This is a genomic window from Bacillus paranthracis, assembly GCF_001883995.1.
Lineage (GTDB): Bacteria > Bacillota > Bacilli > Bacillales > Bacillaceae_G > Bacillus_A > Bacillus_A paranthracis.
Window position 1 is genome coordinate 25425 of the sequence record NZ_MACE01000038.1, and the last position, 22420, is coordinate 47844.

Consider the following 22420-nt stretch of genomic DNA (forward strand, 5'->3'; position numbering starts at 1 on the left):
TTTTTCTTATGTGCAAATTTTAGAAAGTTGGAGGAACTTATGGAAGAAACAATTAGTTTGAAAGAGTTATTTCATATTTTAAAAAAACGTTTAGCAATGATCCTCGTAATCGCCTTTGGTGCCGCCATTGTAAGTGCTATCATTAGCTTCTTCTTTATGACACCAATCTATCAGTCTTCGACACAAATTCTTGTTAATCAGAAGAAGCAAGAGGGATCGATGTTTCAAGCTGGTGAAGTTCAAACGAATATTCAATTAACGAATACATATAAGGTTATTATTAAAAGTCCAGTAATCTTAGATCAAGTGAATGAAAAATTAAATTTAAATATGACAGCGCAAGCATTAACAGGGAAGATTAATGTTGCGAATGAAAAAGATTCACAAGTCATTTCTGTAACAGCTGAGGATAAAGATCCAAAATTAGCTCGTGATATTGCAAATGCAACTGCAGATGTATTTAAAGGTGAAGTTGCAAAAATTATGAACGTGGACAACGTAACAGTATTATCAAAAGCGGAAGTTGCAGAAAATCAATCTCCAGTTAAACCACGTCCAATGTTAAATGTAGCAATTGCCTTCGTTGTTGGTCTAATGGCTGCAGTTGGTCTTGCATTCTTACTAGAATACTTAGATAACACAGTGAAAAAAGAAGAAGATGTAGAGAACTTACTTGGTTTACCAGTGTTAGGTATTGTAGCTCGCATGGATGAAGAAACAATGAACGTGAAATCACACGCTCCATCATCAAGAAAAGTGAGGGGACAAACAATTGGCTCTTAATTTATTTAAAAAGAAAAAAAATCATCGTCAACGCCGTCAATTAATTGCTCATCAACAACCGAAATCACCAATTTCAGAACAATATCGTAATATTCGAACGAATGTCGAATTTGCAGCTGTTGATACGAATTTACATTCATTAATGGTAACGTCTGCAAACCCAAGTGAAGGAAAAACAACAACAACAGCGAATATGGCAGTCGTGTTTGCTCAGCAAGGAAAGAAAGTATTATTAATTGATGCGGATATGCGTAAACCAGCGATGCACCAAATGTTTCAAGTAGATAATATTTTCGGATTAACGAACGTATTAACACATAGTGAACGTTTGGAGAAATGTGTACAACCGACAGCTGTAGATAATTTACACTTTTTAGCTTGTGGCCCAATCCCGCCTAATCCAGCAGAATTGTTAGGCTCAAAATCAATGCAAGAGCTTCTTGCGCAAGCGTATAGTATGTACGACTTAGTTATTTTTGATCTACCACCAATTTTAGCAGTAACGGATGCACAAATTATGGCAAATGTATGTGATGCTTCTATTCTTGTCGTTCGTAGTGAATCGACAGAAAAAGAAACGGCAGTAAAAGCAAAGGGATTATTAGAATCAGCTAAAGGGAAATTATTAGGTGTTGTTCTGAACGATCGTGAACGTGAACAGGGCTTATATTATTACTACGGTGCAAATTAATTAAAAGAGTGAGATATGGGAAGAACATATCTCCTTTTTTCCCTTGAATATGAGATACATCTCATATTCAAGGGAAAAGAGATCTTTATAGGAGAGAGGGAGGATGAAACAAATGATAGATTTACATTGTCACATTTTACCTGGTATCGATGACGGTGCGCAGACAGAAACAGATAGTTTAGCGATGGCACAACAAGCTGTGTCAGAAGGAATACATACAATTGTCGCAACACCACACCATCAAAATGGGAAATATATAAATGAACGTACCTCAATTATTCATGGAGTAAAACAACTAAACGATGAACTACAACAACATAATATCCCGCTTACCATTTTACCGGGGCAAGAGATCAGATTATATGGTGATTTATTAGAAGACTATGAAGCTGGTAAAATCGTTACTTTAAATGAAACAAATAAATACATATTTATTGAATTTCCATCTAATCATGTACCTCGTTATGCAGAACAAATATTTTATGAACTACGTGTAAAAGGAATGATTCCAATTATCGTTCATCCCGAACGCAATGCCGAGTTAATCGAGCGGCCAGATAAGTTATATAACCTCGTCAATAAAGGGGCATTAACGCAAGTAACGGCAGGCAGTTTACTAGGTAAGTTTGGTAAAAAAATCAAAAAGTTTTCGCTTCAACTTGTAGAACATAATTTAACACATATGGTTGCATCAGATGCGCATAACACAACATCAAGAGGATTCCATTTAGCAGAAAGCTATGAACTAATAGAGAAAGAATTCGGTGCAAGTGTTATGAATGATTTAAGAGAGAATCCGTACTTAATCATTAGCGGGAAAGCAATTTATAAAGAAGATCCGGAACAAATTCGTCGTAAAAAATTGTTCGGTATTTTTTAAATAAAGAACTGGTGATGTCTCCTAACCGTTATCAACGGAGGCACTCGGTCGTGCTGTGGGTAGAAATTACATTTCAACCTACCTTAGACGCTTGTCGTCGGGAGTATGGCGTGAGGATGGGTTAGATGCCCATAATTTTATTTATGATAGAAACTCTACCTATGGAGTTATAATAATGACTCTATAGGTAGGGTTTTTGTTATTGTTACATATAAATAAAAGGATGTAGGGGGACTAAAATTGAAAAAAGTAAGAAAAGCGATTATTCCAGCAGCTGGTTTAGGGACGAGATTTTTACCAGCGACGAAAGCGATGCCGAAAGAAATGTTACCTATTGTTGATAAACCAACAATTCAATACATAATAGAAGAAGCGATAGAATCAGGAATTGAAGATATTATTATTGTGACTGGAAAAGGAAAGCGCGCGATTGAAGATCATTTTGACCATTCATTCGAACTAGAACAAAACCTTTTAGAAAAAGAAAAGTATGAAATGCTTGAGAAAGTACAAGCATCTTCAAAGATTAACATTCATTACATAAGACAGAAAGAACCAAAAGGTCTAGGACATGCAGTATGGTGTGCACGTAAATTTATTGGAAATGAACCATTTGCGGTATTACTTGGTGATGATATTGTACAAGCAGAAACGCCATGTTTACGTCAATTGATGGATCAGTATGAAGGTACACAATCGTCAGTTATTGGTGTACAAACAGTACCTGAAAATGAAACACATCGTTACGGTATTATCGATCCAGTTGAACAAAACGATCGTCGTTATCAAGTACGTCAATTTGTGGAGAAACCAGCAGAAGGTACAGCACCATCTAATTTAGCGATTATGGGACGTTACATATTAACGCCGGAGATTTTTACGTTTCTTGAGAACCAACAAACAGGTGCGGGTGGAGAGATTCAGTTGACAGATGCAATTCAACGTTTAAATGAAATTCAACGTGTATTTGCTTATGATTTTGAAGGAACTCGTTATGATGTAGGGGAGAAATTTGGGTTTATTAAGACGACGATTGAGATGGCGCTACAGCATGAAGAATTAAAAGAAGAATTAATGAAATATATGAAAGAGCTTGTTGAAAATGAAAATGTGCATGTATAAGGGGAGGTGGAAAGGAATTGGCTTTGACAAAAGTATCAGATGAAACCGTAAAAGAACAAGGATTACTTGCTGCTGAAGAGATAAATCAAAACGTAGTATATTTATTTATAAAGCGTTTAATGGATATGTTTGGTGCATTATGCGGGATTGTTTTGTTATTACCTATTTTTATTATCGTTACTATATTGATTAAGTTGGAAGATCCGAAAGGCCCTGTTTTTTTTAAACAAGTTCGTGTTGGAAAAGATGGAAGGGAATTCGGAATGTATAAATTTCGTTCAATGGTAACAGATGCGGAGGAACGATTAAAAGATTTACTACAGCATAATGAAGTATCAGGTGCTATGTTTAAGATGAAAGATGACCCGCGTGTAACAAAAATTGGAAGGTTTATCCGTAAAACAAGTATAGATGAATTACCACAATTATTAAACGTATTGAAAGGTGATATGAGTTTAGTAGGTCCACGTCCACCTTTACCGAGGGAAGTAAAAGAATATACTTCTTATGATAAACAGAGGTTACTTGTTACTCCAGGATGCACGGGGCTGTGGCAAGTGACGGAAAGAAATAGTGTTGGTTTTTCTGAAATGGTCGAATTGGACTTAGAATACATACGGAATAGAAGTGTTTTCTATGATGTGAGAATTATATTAAAAACGATGAAGGTATTATTAGGGTCAAACAATGCTTATTAAAAAGTATTAAGATGTCTTGTTGCTATACCTAATAGATATGGCAGGAATATAAATATAGAAATATACTTTGGGTGAAAAGATGAATTTTAAAAAAGATTTTATACGAGTTTTGAATGTCAATGTACTAAATCTTCTTATAGGTATAGTGACTGGTTTTTTATTACCGGCATTTTTACCTATTGATCAATATGCGTACTTGAAAACTTTTACTTTATATCTGACTTATGTAGGATTGTTACATTTTGGTTATATAGATGGTTTGTTTCTTAAATATGGAGGAGAACATAAAAATAATATTAATTTAAGGGTACTAAAGGGTGAAAATTTATTTTTTTTATATTTCCAAATAGTAATAACAGGTATGCTTTTAGTTATAGGTATTTACTTAAGGGATTATATATGTATAGGAATAGCATTATGTATTCTTCCAATTAATATTCAAAGTTTATTCAAGTTTTTTTATCAAGCTATAGGTGAGTTTAAAGTGTATTCAAGAATAACGCTTTTAGCACCAAGTATAACTTTTATATTTAATTTATGTTTAATTTTTTATTTTAAGGTTGATAATTTTGAGTTTTATGTTTTAGCTAATATAGCTTGTAATTATTTGATTTTTATTATATTGGAATTGATATTTTTAAAGAAACAGAAAGATATTAAGGCTATCTATAATAAAGATGAGTTGATAGATAATTTTCGTGTAGGTATTTTTGTGATGATTGGTAATTTTTCATCTATATTGTTTTATACAATTGATAGGTGGTTTGTTAAATATTATATGGATGTTCGAAGTTTTGCATTTTATTCATTTGCTATCTCGATGATGACGGTAATCACAGTTTTGATAAGTGCAGTGACTACAACTTTATACCCTTATTTAGCAAGGAATAAACAACTAATAAAAAATAATATTAGAGTATACCTTCAAATTTTAGGAGCATTATTAAGTTCAAGTTATTTTTTATTCGCATTTATTGTAGAGTGTTTTATAGCGAAATATATAGAATCTTTATCAATTATATCCATTCTATTTGTAAGTTTTCCGGCTATTATTGTTATAAATGCCTTGTATTCTAATTTATATAAATTGCAAAGAAGGCAAAAGAAATATTTTCTTACTATATTTTGTGTATTAGTATTTAACGTTTTGATGAATTTATTAGCTATACATATATATGCAGGGATAGAATCAATAGCAATAGCAACAAGTATATCGTTTTATGTCTGGTATATATATTCAGGAAGAGAATTCAAGGATATGAAAAGTAATATACGAGAATCTGTGTTTTTAATTTTGTATGTAATATTATTCTTATGGTGCTCTTTAAGTATGAATACATTACTCGGTGGAATAATTTACTTGATAGGAATATTAATATTGATAGTAATCTGTTTCTTTTCAGAAGTCCAAAAAGCTATATTTTTATCAAGAAAAAATAAAGGTTAATTATTAAATAAGGATATTTTATAGGAGAGAACAAGTTTGAAGAAAATATTGTTTAATACTTACAATGAAGGAAATATTACGGCATTAATAAATTATTATAATCAATATTTGAAAAATGAATATGGTAATAAAATAAAAATCAAGTATGTAAATCATTACAAATATAAAGATAGTAAGTTTATTAAATTATCCAAAAGAATAATTGATATGTTCGGAAGGTACGATTTAATAGTTTCGGATTATCCAACAAAACTTTATGCAACTAGTAAAAAAGGAATTTTTGTTAGTCATGGCTATGGTACAAAAAAAACACCTGGTAATGATGAGTTGAATAATAAAAAAACTATGAATTTTTATCGTTCAATGAGAAAAAATGTTGATTATATAGTAACTTTATCTCAAAGAGATGAGGATTATTATATGCGCCATGCAACGTTAGAAAAGCATCGTTTACCAGAGTACGTTCCATTAGGATTACCCAGAAATGATATGTTATTTAATAATATTCAAATAGAAAATAACACGAGGGATTTAAAGAAGGAATTAGGAATAAATTCAGATGAAAAAGTAGTTTTATATGCTCCCACTTGGAGAGGATATGATTTAAAAAATGAATTTAATTTCTCTAGAGAAGATTTTATTCAATTAAATGAGTTCCTAAAGCGAATGAATTGTAAATTTTTGTATAGAGGGCATTATCTAGAAGGAATAGTTACAAAGGAATTAATAACTGAATTAAGTAATATACAAATTGTGGGGTTTGAGGAAGAGCCAGATACACAGAAAATTCTATGTGCTACAGATTTGTTGATTACAGATTATAGTTCTATTTATATAGATTTCTTGGCTATTGGAAAAGCAATTGCATTTATTCCTTTCGATAAAGAAAGGTATGATAGGCATAGAGGTTTAGCCATAGATTTCCAAAATGACATAGAAACCCCAGGTCCAAAACTAAGTAATATGAAAGAAGTAATGGGATATATTGAAGATGTAATAAAGGGACAGGATGATTATGAGCAAGTGAGACAACAATCGCAAAAACTATATTATCGTTATTATGATGGCGAAAGTTGTAAAAGATTTTGGAATCTAATACTACAAGAACTTAATTTACAGAATAAAGGAGAAAAATGATGAATATAGGTGTAATTTTAGCTGGTGGCGTAGGTATGAGAATGGGGAATGTTGACATTCCTAAGCAATTCATTGAGATATATGGGAAGCCTCTAATTATCCATACTATAGAGAGTTTTGATACTCATCCTGAGATTGATGGTATTGTTATAGTAGCACTAGAAGAATGGCATGAAGATATTAGAATATGGCTAAGGAAGTATGAAATTAACAATGTGAAAGCTATAGTTGATGGGGGAAGTACAAGACAAGAATCTATTTATAATTCTTTAAAATACTTAAATAGTTTTATGGAAGATGATGATATTGTGGTGATACATGATGCGGCACGACCATTAATTTCACATCGAATTATTGGTGACAATATAAAATATACAAAAGAGCATGGAGCTGTTGATACGGTTATTCCTACTGCAGATACGATTGTAAGAAGTTTGGATGCAAAAACAATAAAGGATGTACCTACTAGAAAGGAACTTTATTTAGGTCAAACACCACAAAGTTTTAAATATTCAATAATTAGTAAGGCTCATGAGGAAGTATTGGGTAGTGAAGTAAAGGATGCTACAGACGATTGTCAACTAGTTCTTAAAATGGATAAAAATGTTTACTTGGTTGAAGGAGAAAAATTGAATTTTAAAATTACTACACCTGAAGATTTATTATTACTCAAATCAATTATAAAATTAAGTAAATTGGAGAGAGTTTAACATGTTTGGAAAAAGTTTCAAAATTGTTAATTCAAAGCAATTTGAATTATATATGGAAGAAGTACAAAGTAAGCCTAATCATGCAACAGTTAGAATTGATACCGCAGCGGTTTGTAAGGCGGATTTAAGATATTATCTTGGAAATAGGGATCCTAGACTTCTAGCACTAAAATATCCTATGAATTTGTTACATGAAGCTGTTGGAACTGTTGTAAAGGATCCAACTGGTACGTTTAAGAAGGGGCAAAAAGTAGCGTTAGTTCCAAATCTTGCCCTAGATTGTAATAAAAATGATGAGAAGCATCGTGCTTGCAGTAAAACGGAATTAGGAGAAAACTATTGTCCCGATGCACTATTTGCATCTAGTAATTATAACGGGTTTGCAAGAGAGTATGTAAATTATCCTGTTGGAAATTTAGTGGAACTTCCAGATGATCTCCCCTTTTCTATAGGGGTATTTAGTGAATTAATTTCTGTTTGTATGAGTACGATTCGAAGGGTCAAGATTGAAGGTGATGAAACAATAGCTGTATGGGGAGATGGAATATTAGGGTATATTCTATGTAGTGTATTAAGACAAACTCATAGTGGAGAAATATTTATTGTTGGTAAAAATGAGCATAAACTCAATGAATTTTTAGTAACAGATAAGTTCTATATAGGGGAAAACAGATTAAAGGAATTAAATATAGATATAGCATTTGAGTGCGTAGGTGGAAATGGAGCAGGAAGTGCTATTGAAGAAATTATTAATGTTATAAGTATTGGTGGGAAAATTGTTTTAACAGGTGTTAGCGAGCAAAATGTAGGGATAAACACGAGAAAGATACTCGAAAAAGGTTTGAGTATGTATGGTGTGACTAGAAGTAATGTTGAAGATTTTAGAAGTGGAATTGAACTATTTCAATCAAAAGAATTTATTGATTTGATTAAAAAGTTAATTATAACTGAGTATTCAATTAAAAACATAAAAGAATTCTATAGTGTTTTTGAATTAGAGAGTAAAAATAGAAGTTTAGGGAAAAACCTTTTAAAGTTTAATTTGTAAAATGAATTTTAAAATCAGTAGGGGTTAAATTTAAATGAAGCAGAATGTGGCAGTAGTAATACTTAACTATAATGATTATCAGACGACATGTGGCCTTATTGAGACAATAAAGGATTATAGTGTAATTAATAATATAGTTGTAGTGGATAATAATTCTACAAATGAATCCTATATCAAATTAAAAGTTTATGAGAGTAATAAGATTAAAGTTATTAAGAGTGAGAAAAATGGTGGATATGCATATGGTAACAATGTAGGGATAAGATATGCTATAGAAGAGTTAAATGTAGAGTTTGTTATCATTTCCAACCCGGACGTTTTATTTACTGAACCAGTTATCGAAAAGGTTATTGAGGTAGGTATGTCTGATAATAAAATAGGTTTGGTAGCACCTACAATGGTAAATTCTAATGGTAAGGATGCAGTTCCTGCTTGGAAGTTACCAACATTGAAAGATGATATAGTAATTTCATTTGAGATAGTTAAAAAGCTAATGGGTGATCCGTTACTCTATCATGAAGGGTTATCAAAAGATTTAAATGAAGTTGATGTCCTTCCTGGTTCTTTATTTGGAGCGAGAGCAGATGTTTTTAAAAAGGTAGATTATTTTGATGAGGAAACCTTTTTATATTGTGAAGAGAGAATACTGGCTTATAAATTAAAAAAAGTAGGTTTTAAGAATATATTATTAGGTAAAGTAACATATATTCATGATCACTCTGTTACAATTAGTAAATTTGTTAGTGATTTAAAGAAACAGAAAATCTTATTAGAGAGTAAAAATATATATCATCGAAAATATTTAGATATTTCAAAGGGTAACGGAATACTATTTAAAGCTTTAATTCCGTTTATTAAATTAGAGAAAATTTTAATCTTATTATTAAGACGGTATATATATCCTATAAGAAAAATTATTTTTAATAAATAAGGAGTACCTGTATTTATGGAGTTATTAGTAAAAAGGGAATTTAAAGATCATAAATTTACTTTTTTAGGTTTGTACATAGGATTCAGTTTAATAATACTAGTATTAGCATTATTTTATCCGTGGCTATCTTTGCTATTAGTGTTTGGTGTGTTATTAGTAGTTTTAGTTTTTAGATATCCTTTTTTATTTTTAGTTTTGTTAACTTTTGGATTTATTCTTCATCCTATGTTAGTAAGTAAAATATTAGTTACTAAATTTCAATTAACAGGAATCACTGAAAAAATTGTATTATCTTGGAAAGATGTTTTGTTGTTATTGATATTTCTTAGGAGTCTTTTGGATATTAGGGGGAGTCAAAAATATAAGTTTTTACCTAATGCATTTCTTTACTTATTAGCCTTTATATTTTTAGGGACATCCTATCTCTTTATTAAGTCAGATTTTATTAGTAGTTTAAGTGGATATAGGTATGATTATGAGCCGTTTTTAATTTTATTCGCAGCTTATAACTTGAAGTTCGATAGACAAAAATTGCTTAATTTCTTAAAATTATTCCTGATATTCTCATTTCTTTTAGCGATATGGGCCTTATTTCAAGCAAATATTCTTGGAACTAAATTTTTATTTGAAAATGGCTATGGAAATAATGGACGCTTGGATCCAGCATATTTTATTGCTGGGCATACTTTCCAAAGGGCTATGGGGACGTTGGCAGCTCCTAATAACTATGGTGTATTTGTTGGAATTAGTATAATTATTGCAGTGTATTTTAGAAATTATTTCAAATATAAATGGTTATATTATACATTTTTAACGATACAATGTATTTCTTTAATAGAAACATTTTCACGGAGTGCCTGGTTAGGGCTAATCATGTGTATAATTATATATGTATTGTTAGAGAAGAAAAAAAATATATTTATGATCATTGTTTTTATAGCAACACTAGGTTGTTTACTTTTCTTTATAGTGTTAATTGCAAATCCTGATAATACTATTGTAAGTTATTTGATAAAGACAATAACTTTAGAGGATTCTTCATCATTAGGACATTGGAATTCTTGGGTTGAAGGGATTAACTTTATTGCAAATAATCCATTTGGTATTGGCTTAGGTATAGCTGGGCCCAAGGCATCCGCGTTAACAGGTGAATTTCTTAATGTAGAAAGTTCATATTTTTTAATAGCATATGAGCTAGGAATAATAGGTTTGTTCGTATTTCTTATATTCAACATGTCGATCCTATGGACGTTTAAGAAAAGGTTTACTTTTTTAAGAGAAGAAGAGTCTTCATTTATAAAAAGTGTATTTTATAGTTGGATTGTAGTAAGTGCTTCTTATTTCTTTTTGCCTAGTTTTCAGGAAGCTGAAGTTCAAATTATTATTCTATGTTTAACAGGTTTAGCATTTAATTTATATGTTGAATATGAAATTGCAGCTAAGTACAAGGAGCAATAATATGTCATTAATAGACTAATGTTGTAAGATAGAATTTATTACTATATCAATTTTAAATTAATATAGTAGTATTAAAAAAGTTCTGTCAATAATTAAATATATTGGAGGTAATGAGGAATGTTTCTAATTAGATTCATTCCTCATTTGTTTATAATGAAAAGGAGTATGAGAGTTATATGAAGGGCATTATTTTAGCAGGTGGAAGTGGAACGAGATTATATCCATTAACAATGGTAACAAGTAAACAATTGTTACCTATATACGATAAACCAATGATTTATTACCCACTATCTACACTGATGTTAGCGGGAATTCGTGAAATTTTAATTATTTCAACACCAGAGGATACACCACGTTTTGAATCTTTGTTAGGAGATGGATCTCAATTTGGTATTTCTCTTCAATATAAAGTACAACCAAGTCCAGATGGATTAGCACAAGCATTTATTATTGGTGAAGAATTTATTGGTGATGATTCTGTAGCGATGGTGCTAGGGGACAACATTTATTATGGTAGCGGAATGCGCAAAATGTTACAGCGTGCAGCTCAGAAAGAAAGTGGAGCTACAGTGTTTGGTTATCATGTACATGATCCAGAGCGTTTTGGTGTAGTTGAATTCGATGAAAACGGGAAAGTATTGAGTGTAGAAGAAAAACCGAAAGAGCCAAAATCAAATTACGCAATTACTGGTTTATATTTCTATGATAATCGTGTAGTTGAAATTGCGAAAAATGTTAAACCATCGGCACGTGGAGAATTAGAAATTACATCTATAAATGAAGCATATTTAAATAATGGTGAGTTAGAAGTTGAATTATTAGGCCGTGGTTACACATGGTTGGATACAGGTACACATCAAAGTCTTGTGGATGCAACAAACTTTGTCAAAACAGTTGAAGACCATCAAGGAATTAAAATTGCAGCACTTGAAGAAATTGGTTTTATTAATGGTTGGATTAATAAAGAAACTTTAATTGAATCAGGTAATCAGTGCGCTAAAAATGGCTATGGTCAATATTTATTAAAAGTAGCAAACGGTAGTATTAAATACTAATTTGGAGTGAACGTAATGAAAGTTTTAGATACAAATTTGTTAGGTGTAAAAGTAATTGAGCCAAAAGTATTTGGAGATCATCGTGGTTGGTTTATGGAAACTTATAGCGATAAGGCAATGAAAGAAGCTGGAATTGATCTGCAATTTGTACAAGACAATCAATCCTTTTCTGCAACAAAAGGAACACTTCGTGGTTTACACTATCAGTTAAATCCTAAAGCACAAACTAAGCTTGTACGTTGTACACGTGGATCAATCTTTGATGTAGCGGTCGACATTCGTAAGGGAAGTCCTACATACGGTCAATGGTTCGGTATTGAGCTAAGTGCAGAAAATAAAAAACAGTTATTAGTTCCAAAAGGATTTGCACATGGATTTATGACATTAACAGACGATGTTGAGGTTCAGTATAAGGTTGATGAATTATATGCTCCGGAGTGTGATCGAGGCATTGTTTGGAACGACGCTGAAATTGGTGTTGAGTGGCCAATGGAAATTCAACCAGTGTTATCTGAAAAAGATGAAAAAGCACCTTCATTAAAAGAAGCAGAAACTAACTTTGTATACGGGGAGTAAAAAAAATGAAAATTTTAGTAACCGGTTATAATGGTCAGCTTGGATATGACGTAGTAAAACGTGGAGAGAAGCAAGGACTAGAAATGCAAGGTATTGGAATAGAAGATTTAGATATTACAAACGAAGCTGCGGTTTATGAATTTGTAGATAAAGTAAAACCAGATGCAATTATTCATTGTGCAGCATATACGGCTGTTGATAAATCTGAAGATGATAAAGAACTTTGTTGGAATGTGAATGTAGAAGGTACAAAATACCTTGCTACAGCAGCAAAAAAATTAAATGCTAAATTTGTTTATATTAGTACGGATTATGTATTTGATGGAGAAGGAACTCATGCATTTGTAGAAACTGACGCACCTAATCCGGTTGGATACTATGGTTTAACAAAGTATGAGGGAGAAAAAGTAGTTAGAAGCCTAATAGATAGCAACTTTATTGTGCGTATTTCATGGGTGTTCGGTATTAATGGAAATAACTTTATTAAAACAATGCTTCGTTTAGGCGAAACACGTAATGAACTGAACGTTGTGGGAGATCAAATAGGATCACCAACTTACACATATGACTTAGCTCGTTTGTTAGTTGATATGGTCGTAACAGAGAAATATGGTACATATCATGCTACAAATGAAGGTTTCTGCAGTTGGGCTGAATTTGCACAAGAAATTTTTGAGATTGCAGGACAAGATGTAAAAGTAAATAGTATTACAACAGAAGAGTATCCTACTCGCGCAGTACGTCCTAAAAATTCACGTATGTCGAAGCAGAAATTAATTGATAATGGATTTGAGCCATTACAAGATTGGAAGAAAGCAATAAAACATTATATTACACAATTACAACAAGAGGTGAAATAAGTTGGAAAAAAAGAAAGTATTAGTAACAGGTGGCGCAGGCTTTATTGGGGGGAACTTTGTTCAGTATATGGTAAATAAATATCCTCAATACCATATTGTTAATTTAGACGTACTAACATATGCGGGAGATTTAACAAAACATAAAGATATTGAGAATAAAGATAACTATTCATTTGCTAAGGTTGATATCGTAGACCGTCAAGCGGTAACACAACTATTTGAACAAGAAAAATTCGACTATGTTGTTCATTTTGCTGCAGAAAGTCATGTCGACCGTTCAATTACTGAACCTGAAGTATTTATTAGCACAAATGTATTAGGGACACAAGTGTTATTAGATGCAGCAAAAGAGTATGGCATTACTAAATTTGTTCACGTATCAACAGATGAAGTATACGGCGAATTAGATTTTGATCCAACTACATTCTTCACAGAAGATACACCTTTACAACCAAATAGCCCATATAGTGCAAGTAAAGCTTCTTCTGACTTATTAGTTCGAGCATATCATGAGACATTCGGTTTACCAATTAATATTACACGCTGCTCAAACAATTATGGACCATTCCATTTCCCAGAAAAATTGATTCCATTAACAATTTCACGTGTATTAAATGATGAAAAGGTTCCTGTATATGGGGACGGTAAAAATATTCGCGACTGGTTACACGTTATTGATCATTGTGCTGCAATTGATTTAGTTATGCATGAGGGTGCAAATGGAGAGGTTTATAATGTTGGTGGACATAATGAGCGTACAAATTTAGAAGTAGTAAAAACTATTATTAGTACACTTGGCAAATCGGAAGAACTAATCGAGTTTGTTCAAGATCGACTAGGTCACGATAAGCGTTACGCAATTGATCCAACAAAACTAGAGGAATTAGGTTGGAAACCAACTTACACATTTGAAACAGGAATTGCTCAAACAATCCAGTGGTATTTAGATAATGAAGAATGGTGGAAAGCAATTGTATCGGGTGAATACAAGAGCTATTTTGCGAAACAATATACAAATCTATAAGCAATAGAGGCTATTAATATTAAGTATCATTCAATAGAATGATTTTGAGGTGAAGGTGATAGATTTTATTACCTTCATTTTTTTATAAATAATAACATGGAAAATTTATAATCCCATGGCGAAACTAAGGAGAGTACAAATTGAAAATATTGCATATTTCACTGGGATTACCACCGTATCGCACGGGTGGGTTAACAAAATACTCAGTAGATTTAATGCATTCACAAGGACAAGAGCATCAAGTATTTCTTTTGTATCCGGGTAAATTTACCTTTTCGAAAAGGACAGCTATTAAGAAAAATAAATCATATGGAAGTATATCGGTATATGAATTAGTAAACCCTTTACCGATTCCTTTATTAAATGGGATTAATCAACCTGAACATTTTATGAAGGAAATAGATCATAAGGTATATGAGGAATTTTTAATAGAATTAAAACCAGAGGTAATTCATGTACATACCTTGATGGGGATACACAAAGAATTTTTTGAAACGGCAAAGAGATTAAATATAAAAATTATATTTACTACACATGATTATTTTGGTCTTTGTCCAAAAGTAAATTTGATGGACTCAAAAGGAAACATTTGTAATGATTTTGATGATGGGAAAAGCTGTATAGAATGTAATGTGAATGCATTAAGTCTTCCAATGGTTCATGTGATGCAATCGTATCCATATCGTTATTTAAAAGATAGTAGTATCGTAAAATCGCTTAGAAAAATTAAAAAGAATCAAACTAAAAATAATACTGTAGCTACTAGTGTGGAACGAGAAGTCGAAGAAATAGATGTGAATTTAGCGACGCATTATATAGAATTACGCGATTATTATTTAACCATATTCAAATTAGTAGATTACTTCCATTTCAATAGTTCTATAGCAAAAGAGCAATTTGAAAAATATCTTGATGTGAATGGGAAGATAGTCCCTATTAGTCATCAAGACATTTCTGATTATCGTCAAGAGCGTAAAGTTAAACAAAAAGGAAATGAAGTAGTTAAGTTAGGATATTTAGGACCCATAGATACCTATAAAGGATTTTATTCTTTAAAAAATCAATTGGATTCTTTAAAGGAAAAGGGATATACTAATTGGCACCTAGGAGTTTATGGTGATTTTGTAAATGATCCAGACACATATAATCCTGAATATTATACCTTTTATGGCCGATATAATTATAGTCAATTAAAAGATATTTTTAGTGAAGTTGATTTACTAATTATTCCTAGTGTTTGTAAGGAAACCTTTGGATTTATTGGGTTAGAAGCACAATCGTATGGCATTCCAGTCATGGTCTCTGAATATGTGGGTTTCAAGGACTTAGTACAAGATGGAGAAACTGGCTTTATATATAAAGTAAATAAGCATGATTTTATTGATAAATTATCAATGATTCTTGATGATACTTCATTGTTAGATTATGTAAATGAAAATCTATTGAAATTGGATTTTCCTCATCTAATGGAGCAACATACTAAAGAAATAATAAACCTGTATCAAGAGGTAAGAGCGGGAGAAGAATAGATGAAACACGTATTTATTATTGGATCGAAAGGAATTCCAGCAAAGTATGGGGGATTTGAAACATTTGTAGAGTATTTAACAGAACGTAAGCAAAGTGAAAATATTCAGTATCATGTATCTTGCTTAGCAGATAACAATGAAGAATTTCAGCATAATAAGGCGAGATGTTTCAACGTGAAGACCCCTGAAATTGGGAGTGCGAAAGCTGTAGCGTATGATATATTGAGTTTAAGAGAGTGTATTAGTTATATAAAAAAAAATAATCTTAAAAACTGTATTGTATATATACTCGCATGTCGTATTGGTCCATTTTTCTCTTTCTATAAAAAGAAGTTAGAAAAAATGGGTGTTCAAGTCTTTGTAAATCCAGATGGTCACGAATGGAAAAGAAGTAAATGGAGTCCAGCTATTAGAGCTTATTGGAAAATATCTGAAAATCTAATGGTCAAACATGCTGATTTACTGGTATGTGATTCTAAAGGTATTGAGTCTTATATACAAAAAGATTATAAAAAGCATGAACCAAAGACAACATTTATTGCCTATGGTGCGGATGTTAAAACTTCTTCTTTAAAAGCGGATGATAGCACATTAATTGAATGGTATAAGAAACATGATGTAGCTGTGAATGAATATTATTTGGTAGTTGGTCGTTTTGTTCCAGAGAATAACTATGAATTAATGGTTCGTGAATTTATGAAATCTAATTCAAAAAAGGATTTTGTTATCATTTCTAATGTTGAAGAAAATCAATTTTATCAAGAATTATTAGCAAAAACGAATTTTAATAAAGATCCACGTATTAAATTCGTTGGTACTGTATATGACCAAGATTTGCTAAGAAAAATTCGTGAAGATGCATTTGCTTATTTCCATGGACATGAAGTGGGTGGGACAAACCCATCATTATTAGAGGCGTTAGCGTCTACGAAATTGAATCTGCTTTTGGATGTAGTATTCAATAAAGAAGTTGGCGAAGAAGGTGCGGTTTATTTCTCTAAAGAAGACGGCGCTTTAGCTAATTTAATTCAAGAAGTAGAGGCTTATTCTGAAGATGAAATTGATAAGTTAAGTAACAAAGCTAAGAATCGAATTATTCATGAATATTCGTGGGAAAAAATAGTGAATGATTATGAGAATTTATTTTTAAATTCTTGATATATAAACATGTATGTCTTCTACTAATGAAATATTAGAGTAGTATTTAGTTTACAAGTCATTTACAAGTTATGTGTATATCCGTATAGTATTATATGGAATGAAATTTATAATGTTGAAATTGTTACCCGAAAGAAGGAAAAACGATGAAGAAAAAGATTCTATTTTGGATTTTAGGTATCATTGGTGTTCTTGTTATTGCTGGTGGTGTATATGCATATACAGTATATTCTAATGTGTCTAATGCGTTAAATGCAGTGCATAAGCCTTTGGATCGTGATAAGTCTGATAAACGAGATAAGAAAGTAGAGATTGCAGATAATAAACCTATATCTATTTTACTTATGGGTGTAGACCAAGAAGATAATGGAACAGGTAGATCAGATTCACTTATGTTATTTACTTTAAATCCCCAAAAAAAATCGATGAAAATTACAAGTATTCCACGTGATTCTTATACTGAAATTGTTGGTAAAGGTAAAAAAGATAAAATCAACCACGCTTATGCTTTCGGTGGCATCGATATGTCTGTAAAAACAGTAGAGAATTTTCTTAATGTACCAGTGGATCATTATATTGAGGTAAACATGGCTGGATTCAAAGATATTGTAGATGCTGTTGGTGGTGTTGATGTAAATAATGATTTGGAATTTACATCAAGGGGATCACATTTTGCTAAAGGTAATATCCATTTAAATGGTGAAACAGCTTTAAAATATACTCGTATGCGTTACGAAGATCCACGCGGTGACTTCGGCCGTCAAATGCGCCAACGTCAAGTTATCCAAGCTGTAATTAAAAAAGGTGCAAGCGTATCTTCTCTAGCAAATTACGGTGATGTGTTAAAAGCGATTGAGAAAAACGTTAAAACAAGTTTAACTCAGGATCAAATGTTTGATATTCAAAAGAACTATAAAGACTGCATGGAGAATAGTGAAGAAATCCAAATCCCAGGGGACGGCCACAAAGCCGCTGATGGTATTTGGTACTATTACGTTCCAGATGCAGCGAAACAAGATATTACGAATAAGTTAAGAACGCATCTTGAAGTGACTAAGTAATATGTAATAACCCAACTCCTTTGGTAGGAGTTGGGTTTATTTTTGCGTGAATTTATATTAGTATTATATGTTGTGAGAATAATAGATGAGGTGAATCGATGAATAAGAAAGCAGTACTTGTCCTAGTTATTTTTGTATTGTTTGTCGCTTCGGTTGTGAGCGGTAAATTATATTGGAATAAGAAGATTGCGAATGCGACGGGACAGACGAGTGAAGTAACGAAAACGAAGTCTGAAGTGAAAGATAGTGGAGCGAAGAAAGCAGAGAAAAAACAAGATGCAAAGTCATCTTTTAATGAAGCATATGCAAAGAATTTACCAGATGAAGTGAAAGAGAAGTTAAAGAAAGCTGCTGAGGAGAAAAAGGCAGTAAATCTTGTTATTGTTGGTGATGAAGCTTCTTCATCTGAAAAAGGTGCTTGGGCAGCTAAGTTAACGGCTAATTTAGAGACTGCTTATGGTAAAGGTTTATGGAATGTGACTGTAAAGGAATATAAGGGTGAAAGTACAGACGAGTTAATTGTAAATAAACGTGATAAAGAGATTGCGAAGGAAAATCCAGATGTGATTTTATTTGAACCACCATTTATTACTGACAATGGTAAAACTGGTAATGGAAACTCTGTTGCGAGTACACAGAAGTTTGTACAAGCACTTTCTACTAGCGCGAAGGGTGCTACAATTATGATTCAGCCATCAAACCCAGTGTATGGTGCGAAGAATTATCCAAAAGCAATTGAGGCGTTAAAGCAATTTGCGACGCAAAATGGTTATACATATGTGGATCATTGGGGAGCATGGCCTGATGCATCAACGAAAGCTGTCTTGCCGTACTTAACAGAAGAGTTCGGTTTCCCAAGTGCTAAAGGTCACGAAGTTTGGGCACAATATGTAACGGATTATTTCGTTGCTAAGTAATAAAGGTACACAAAAGGTATACGAGCAATCGTATACCTTTTATAATAAGAGAGTGAATAAGAAATCCTAATATATAGTAGGAGGAAGACAATGAGTTCAATCCTAATTTGCGGCGGAGCTGGATACATCGGTTCGCACGCTGTGAAAAAATTAGTAGACGAAGGTTTATCTGTAGTAGTAGTAGATAACTTACAAACGGGTCATGAGGATGCAATTACGGAAGGTGCAAAGTTTTATAATGGCGACCTTCGTGATAAAGCATTTTTAAGAGATGTGTTTACACAAGAAAATATTGAGGCGGTTATGCATTTCGCAGCTGATTCTTTAGTTGGAGTTAGTATGGAGAAGCCTCTTCAATATTATAATAATAACGTGTATGGTGCACTTTGTTTATTAGAGGTAATGGATGAGTTTAAGGTAGATAAGTTTATTTTCTCTTCTACTGCGGCGACGTATGGTGAGGTAGATGTAGACCTTATTACTGAGGAAACGATGACAAATCCAACGAATACGTATGGAGAAACGAAGTTAGCAATCGAGAAGATGCTTCATTGGTATAGCCAAGCTTCTAATTTACGTTATAAGATTTTCAGATACTTTAACGTGGCTGGTGCAACTCCAAATGGTATTATCGGGGAAGATCACCGTCCGGAGACACATTTAATTCCTCTTGTATTGCAAGTGGCGTTAGGTCAACGTGAGAAGATTATGATGTTTGGTGATGATTATAATACACCAGACGGTACTTGTATCCGTGATTATATTCATGTTGAAGATTTAGTAGCGGCTCACTTCTTAGGTCTTAAAGACTTGCAGAACGGCGGAGAAAGTGATTTCTATAACTTAGGAAATGGTAATGGTTTCAGCGTAAAAGAAATCGTTGATGCAGTTCGTGAAGTTACAAATCATGAAATTCCTGCTGAAATAGCGCCGCGTCGTGCGGGAGATCCAGCACGTTTAGTTGCTTCTTCTCAGAAAGCGAAAGAGAAGTTAGGTTGGGACCCTCAGTATGTAAATGTGAAGACAATCATTGAGCATGCTTGGAATTGGCATCAGAAGAAACCTAATGGGTATGAGAAATAAAATATAATAAGTGAAAGAGGGGTATTGTCGTTCAATATATGTTCGACAATACCCTCTCTTTTTTTATAAGATTTTTGCTATACTAAACTGTACTATAATACAGGATGGAAGGAGGAGAATAATGAAGATACTTGTAGTGGATGATGAGTCGAGTATTCGTAATTTGATTCGGATGCAGCTTGAGATGGAAGGATATGAAGTGCTTACGGCGGCTGACGGGAGAGAAGCTTTAGAGAGATGGAATGAAGGGCCGGATGTTTTGATTTTGGATGTTATGCTTCCAGATACAGATGGGTATGAGTTGCTTCGTTTGTTCCGTGAGAAGGATCGGGATATTCCAGTGCTTATGTTAACTGCGAAGAGTCAGATGAATGATAAATTGCTCGGTTTGCAGCTTGGTGCAGATGATTACGTGACGAAGCCGTTTAATTATGCGGAGCTTATTCTTCGGGTTAAGAATATGACGCGCCGCGTGAAGAAGAAAGAGGTAACGGTAAGCCATGAAGTAATTGGGGCGGGAGAGATAACGATTTGTCCTAAGGAAAGAAAAGTGCATGTGAGTGGACAAGAAATTCAGTTAACGTACAGAGAGTTTAATTTATGTCAGTTGTTTGTTTCAAATCCGCAGCGTGTATTTATGAGAGATGAGTTACTTGAGAAAGTATGGGGATTTGAGTATATCGGAAATACGAGAGCGGTTGATATTATGGTGCAAAGACTGCGAAAGAAGCTCGGGAGTAGCGGGGAATATATTAAGACAATTTATGGCGTTGGCTATAAACTGGATTGTTAAGTGGTGATAGTATGTCTTTAAAAAGAAATATGGTGTTTGGAATCGTTGGGCTGTTAATTCCGATTTTTGTTCTTTTGTACGCAGTTGTTTATATTACGTTAGAAAAGAATATGTATCATAACGCGGCAAATTCTTTAGAAAAGTTAAGTGTAGAAGCACAAATTTATACGATGAATTATTTAGAGAAGGAAGCAGAGGTCGAGACGCTCGGTCCGAATTCACTTTTAATTGCTTCGTATTTAGCGAAGCGCATGGATGTCCGTGTACAGATGATCGGGAAGAATGGGGATGTTGTGGCGGATACGCAAAAGGGAGCGCTTCTTCATCGGAATATTGATATCGAGAGTTCCTTGAAGGGAAAGAAATCTTATGTGTTTGAAGAGGGAGACCCAGCTCCAATTCTTTTGTTTTCAAGCCCGGTTTATTATGGAAACGATGTCATTGGTAGTGTTCGTTTTATAAATGAGTTAACGGGTGAGAAGGAAGTTTTAACAAATGTTGGTTGGACGTTTTTAATGACGTCTCTTTGTCTCGTAGCTGCAGGTATTTTCTTTGCAATTCGTTTGGCAAAGTCTCTTCATAAGCCGATTGATCAGTTAAGACAAATGGCGCACCGGCTTGCGAATGGTGATTATAAAAGTAAGATTGAGTTAAATGAATATGTGGAAATTGCGCAGCTTTCAGCGTCTTTTAATGCGATGGCTGATGGGATTGAACTACATATTAAGCAATTGAAGGAAGAGAAAGAGAAGCAGAAAGATTTCTTAGACCGTATTACGCATGAGCTAAAAACACCGCTAACGGCGATTATTGGCTATGTGGATTTAATTCCGAAGTTAAAGGCGAAGGAAGATGTACAGGAGAGCTTGCGTTATGTAGCTGTAGAAAGTGAGCGTTTATTATCACTTGTAGAGGAATTACTTAAGTCTTCAAAGTACGGTACGAGTACGTTTGAAATATCACCTACAGTTGTGAATATAAAGGAGTTAGCCGAAGAAGCAGTTTCAATCGTGAAACCTCGTCTGCAGAAGTTTGAGATTGAAGTTATTAATGAGTTAACAGATGTATATGTTGTTGCGGATTTCGATAAGACGAAACAGATCTTCTTAAATGTGCTTGATAATGCGATAAAATATAGCGACGCTACGCAAATTCGTATGAATGTCATTGTAAATGAACGTGAGGCAAAGGTGTTTGTTCATGATGATGGCATTGGAATCGATGAAGGGGTGCTGGCAGAGTGGAATGAATCGCCAGAAGGGAAGGTACTTTCTTCTAGTTACGGGAATGGTTACGGTTTGTATATTTGTCAGGAGATTATGAATAAGCAGGGCGGAAGTATGCGGATTGAGAGTAGTGAAGAGGTAGGTACTACCATATTTATTACATTTTTGCTTCCGAGACGGATGGAAGACATAAAAAACTTGAAAGCGGTTAAATGATACATTTATGAAACAAT

Annotated in this window: 22 protein-coding genes; all 22 read left to right on the top strand. The window is 33.1% G+C overall.

What is annotated here, in order from left to right:
* The first annotated feature begins 39 nt into the window (after positions 1-39).
* The 22 genes from BAQ46_RS14735 (at position 40) to BAQ46_RS14840 (ending at position 22403) form a co-directional block, all read left to right on the top strand.
* A complete protein-coding gene (locus BAQ46_RS14735) occupies positions 40-783 on the top strand; it encodes a YveK family protein (RefSeq protein WP_071742086.1) in 744 nt (247 codons plus the stop codon).
* Positions 773-1474 carry a CpsD/CapB family tyrosine-protein kinase gene (locus BAQ46_RS14740; protein WP_071742087.1) on the top strand — a complete coding sequence of 234 codons (702 nt, stop codon included), beginning with the start codon at positions 773-775 and terminating at the stop codon, positions 1472-1474. Before BAQ46_RS14735 ends, BAQ46_RS14740 begins: the two co-directional genes overlap by 11 nt.
* A 112-nt stretch (positions 1475-1586) precedes the next feature.
* Positions 1587-2354: a tyrosine-protein phosphatase gene (locus BAQ46_RS14745; protein WP_071742107.1), complete on the top strand. Its 768-nt coding sequence runs from the start codon at positions 1587-1589 to the stop codon at positions 2352-2354.
* Positions 2355-2594: 240 nt separating this feature from the next.
* A complete protein-coding gene (bpsC, locus tag BAQ46_RS14750; RefSeq protein ID WP_044791947.1) occupies positions 2595-3476 on the top strand; it encodes a UTP--glucose-1-phosphate uridylyltransferase BpsC in 882 nt (293 codons plus the stop codon).
* 17 nt (positions 3477-3493) lie between these two features.
* Positions 3494-4174 carry a sugar transferase gene (locus BAQ46_RS14755; protein ID WP_071742088.1) on the top strand — a complete coding sequence of 227 codons (681 nt, stop codon included), beginning with the start codon at positions 3494-3496 and terminating at the stop codon, positions 4172-4174.
* Positions 4175-4241: 67 nt separating this feature from the next.
* Entirely contained in the window at positions 4242-5621 is a 1380-nt protein-coding gene (locus BAQ46_RS14760; protein WP_145925673.1) for an MATE family efflux transporter, read from the top strand.
* A gap of 36 nt (positions 5622-5657) precedes the next feature.
* Entirely contained in the window at positions 5658-6758 is a 1101-nt protein-coding gene (locus BAQ46_RS14765) for a CDP-glycerol glycerophosphotransferase family protein (RefSeq protein ID WP_071742090.1), read from the top strand.
* Positions 6758-7468 (top strand): 2-C-methyl-D-erythritol 4-phosphate cytidylyltransferase, encoded by a 711-nt coding sequence (gene ispD / locus BAQ46_RS14770; RefSeq protein WP_044791955.1) that lies wholly within the window; start codon positions 6758-6760, stop codon positions 7466-7468. Before BAQ46_RS14765 ends, ispD begins: the two co-directional genes overlap by 1 nt.
* A 1-nt stretch (position 7469) precedes the next feature.
* Positions 7470-8516: an alcohol dehydrogenase catalytic domain-containing protein gene (locus BAQ46_RS14775; protein ID WP_044791956.1), complete on the top strand. Its 1047-nt coding sequence runs from the start codon at positions 7470-7472 to the stop codon at positions 8514-8516.
* 34 nt (positions 8517-8550) lie between these two features.
* Entirely contained in the window at positions 8551-9447 is an 897-nt protein-coding gene (locus tag BAQ46_RS14780; RefSeq protein ID WP_044791957.1) for a glycosyltransferase family 2 protein, read from the top strand.
* Positions 9448-9462: 15 nt separating this feature from the next.
* Positions 9463-10905 (top strand): O-antigen ligase family protein, encoded by a 1443-nt coding sequence (locus BAQ46_RS14785; protein ID WP_044791958.1) that lies wholly within the window; start codon positions 9463-9465, stop codon positions 10903-10905.
* Between the two features lie 176 nt (positions 10906-11081).
* On the top strand, positions 11082-11960 hold the full coding sequence (gene rfbA, locus BAQ46_RS14790; RefSeq protein WP_044791959.1) for a glucose-1-phosphate thymidylyltransferase RfbA: 879 nt from the start codon (positions 11082-11084) through the stop codon (positions 11958-11960).
* Between the two features lie 15 nt (positions 11961-11975).
* The gene (rfbC, locus tag BAQ46_RS14795) at positions 11976-12536 is read left to right on the top strand and encodes a dTDP-4-dehydrorhamnose 3,5-epimerase (RefSeq protein ID WP_030029423.1); all 561 of its coding nucleotides are present in this window, start codon (positions 11976-11978) and stop codon (positions 12534-12536) included.
* 5 nt (positions 12537-12541) lie between these two features.
* Positions 12542-13396 (top strand): dTDP-4-dehydrorhamnose reductase, encoded by an 855-nt coding sequence (gene rfbD / locus BAQ46_RS14800; RefSeq protein ID WP_071742091.1) that lies wholly within the window; start codon positions 12542-12544, stop codon positions 13394-13396.
* A 1-nt stretch (position 13397) separates the two neighbouring features.
* Positions 13398-14420, top strand: coding sequence for a dTDP-glucose 4,6-dehydratase (rfbB, locus tag BAQ46_RS14805; RefSeq protein ID WP_044791964.1), 1023 nt, complete (start codon positions 13398-13400; stop codon positions 14418-14420).
* Positions 14421-14560: 140 nt separating this feature from the next.
* Positions 14561-15949 carry a glycosyltransferase gene (locus BAQ46_RS14810; RefSeq protein ID WP_071742092.1) on the top strand — a complete coding sequence of 463 codons (1389 nt, stop codon included), beginning with the start codon at positions 14561-14563 and terminating at the stop codon, positions 15947-15949.
* Positions 15950-17107: a beta 1-4 rhamnosyltransferase Cps2T gene (gene cps2T, locus BAQ46_RS14815; protein ID WP_071742093.1), complete on the top strand. Its 1158-nt coding sequence runs from the start codon at positions 15950-15952 to the stop codon at positions 17105-17107.
* Between the two features lie 146 nt (positions 17108-17253).
* Positions 17254-18168 carry a polyisoprenyl-teichoic acid--peptidoglycan teichoic acid transferase TagU gene (gene tagU / locus BAQ46_RS14820; protein WP_071742094.1) on the top strand — a complete coding sequence of 305 codons (915 nt, stop codon included), beginning with the start codon at positions 17254-17256 and terminating at the stop codon, positions 18166-18168.
* Between the two features lie 98 nt (positions 18169-18266).
* Positions 18267-19085 (top strand): SGNH/GDSL hydrolase family protein, encoded by an 819-nt coding sequence (locus tag BAQ46_RS14825; RefSeq protein ID WP_071742095.1) that lies wholly within the window; start codon positions 18267-18269, stop codon positions 19083-19085.
* A gap of 90 nt (positions 19086-19175) precedes the next feature.
* On the top strand, positions 19176-20168 hold the full coding sequence (galE, locus tag BAQ46_RS14830) for a UDP-glucose 4-epimerase GalE (protein ID WP_071742096.1): 993 nt from the start codon (positions 19176-19178) through the stop codon (positions 20166-20168).
* 121 nt (positions 20169-20289) lie between these two features.
* Entirely contained in the window at positions 20290-20961 is a 672-nt protein-coding gene (locus tag BAQ46_RS14835) for a response regulator transcription factor (protein ID WP_048552971.1), read from the top strand.
* 11 nt (positions 20962-20972) lie between these two features.
* Positions 20973-22403 carry a HAMP domain-containing sensor histidine kinase gene (locus BAQ46_RS14840; RefSeq protein WP_000054049.1) on the top strand — a complete coding sequence of 477 codons (1431 nt, stop codon included), beginning with the start codon at positions 20973-20975 and terminating at the stop codon, positions 22401-22403.
* Positions 22404-22420: the final 17 nt, after the last annotated feature.

What these genes read in the sequence shown, in the direction of transcription:
- rfbA (WP_044791959.1), top strand. Translation starts at nt 11,082, where the DNA reads ATGAAGGGCATTATTTTAGCAGGTGGAAGTGGAACGAGATTATATCCA.
- BAQ46_RS14835 (WP_048552971.1), top strand. Translation starts at nt 20,290, where the DNA reads ATGAAGATACTTGTAGTGGATGATGAGTCGAGTATTCGTAATTTGATT.
- rfbC (WP_030029423.1), top strand. Translation starts at nt 11,976, where the DNA reads ATGAAAGTTTTAGATACAAATTTGTTAGGTGTAAAAGTAATTGAGCCA.
- rfbD (WP_071742091.1), top strand. Translation starts at nt 12,542, where the DNA reads ATGAAAATTTTAGTAACCGGTTATAATGGTCAGCTTGGATATGACGTA.
- BAQ46_RS14745 (WP_071742107.1), top strand. Translation starts at nt 1,587, where the DNA reads ATGATAGATTTACATTGTCACATTTTACCTGGTATCGATGACGGTGCG.
- ispD (WP_044791955.1), top strand. Translation starts at nt 6,758, where the DNA reads ATGAATATAGGTGTAATTTTAGCTGGTGGCGTAGGTATGAGAATGGGG.
- BAQ46_RS14840 (WP_000054049.1), top strand. Translation starts at nt 20,973, where the DNA reads ATGTCTTTAAAAAGAAATATGGTGTTTGGAATCGTTGGGCTGTTAATT.
- BAQ46_RS14825 (WP_071742095.1), top strand. Translation starts at nt 18,267, where the DNA reads ATGAATAAGAAAGCAGTACTTGTCCTAGTTATTTTTGTATTGTTTGTC.
- galE (WP_071742096.1), top strand. Translation starts at nt 19,176, where the DNA reads ATGAGTTCAATCCTAATTTGCGGCGGAGCTGGATACATCGGTTCGCAC.
- cps2T (WP_071742093.1), top strand. Translation starts at nt 15,950, where the DNA reads ATGAAACACGTATTTATTATTGGATCGAAAGGAATTCCAGCAAAGTAT.
- BAQ46_RS14785 (WP_044791958.1), top strand. Translation starts at nt 9,463, where the DNA reads ATGGAGTTATTAGTAAAAAGGGAATTTAAAGATCATAAATTTACTTTT.
- tagU (WP_071742094.1), top strand. Translation starts at nt 17,254, where the DNA reads ATGAAGAAAAAGATTCTATTTTGGATTTTAGGTATCATTGGTGTTCTT.
- BAQ46_RS14780 (WP_044791957.1), top strand. Translation starts at nt 8,551, where the DNA reads ATGAAGCAGAATGTGGCAGTAGTAATACTTAACTATAATGATTATCAG.
- BAQ46_RS14735 (WP_071742086.1), top strand. Translation starts at nt 40, where the DNA reads ATGGAAGAAACAATTAGTTTGAAAGAGTTATTTCATATTTTAAAAAAA.
- BAQ46_RS14775 (WP_044791956.1), top strand. Translation starts at nt 7,470, where the DNA reads ATGTTTGGAAAAAGTTTCAAAATTGTTAATTCAAAGCAATTTGAATTA.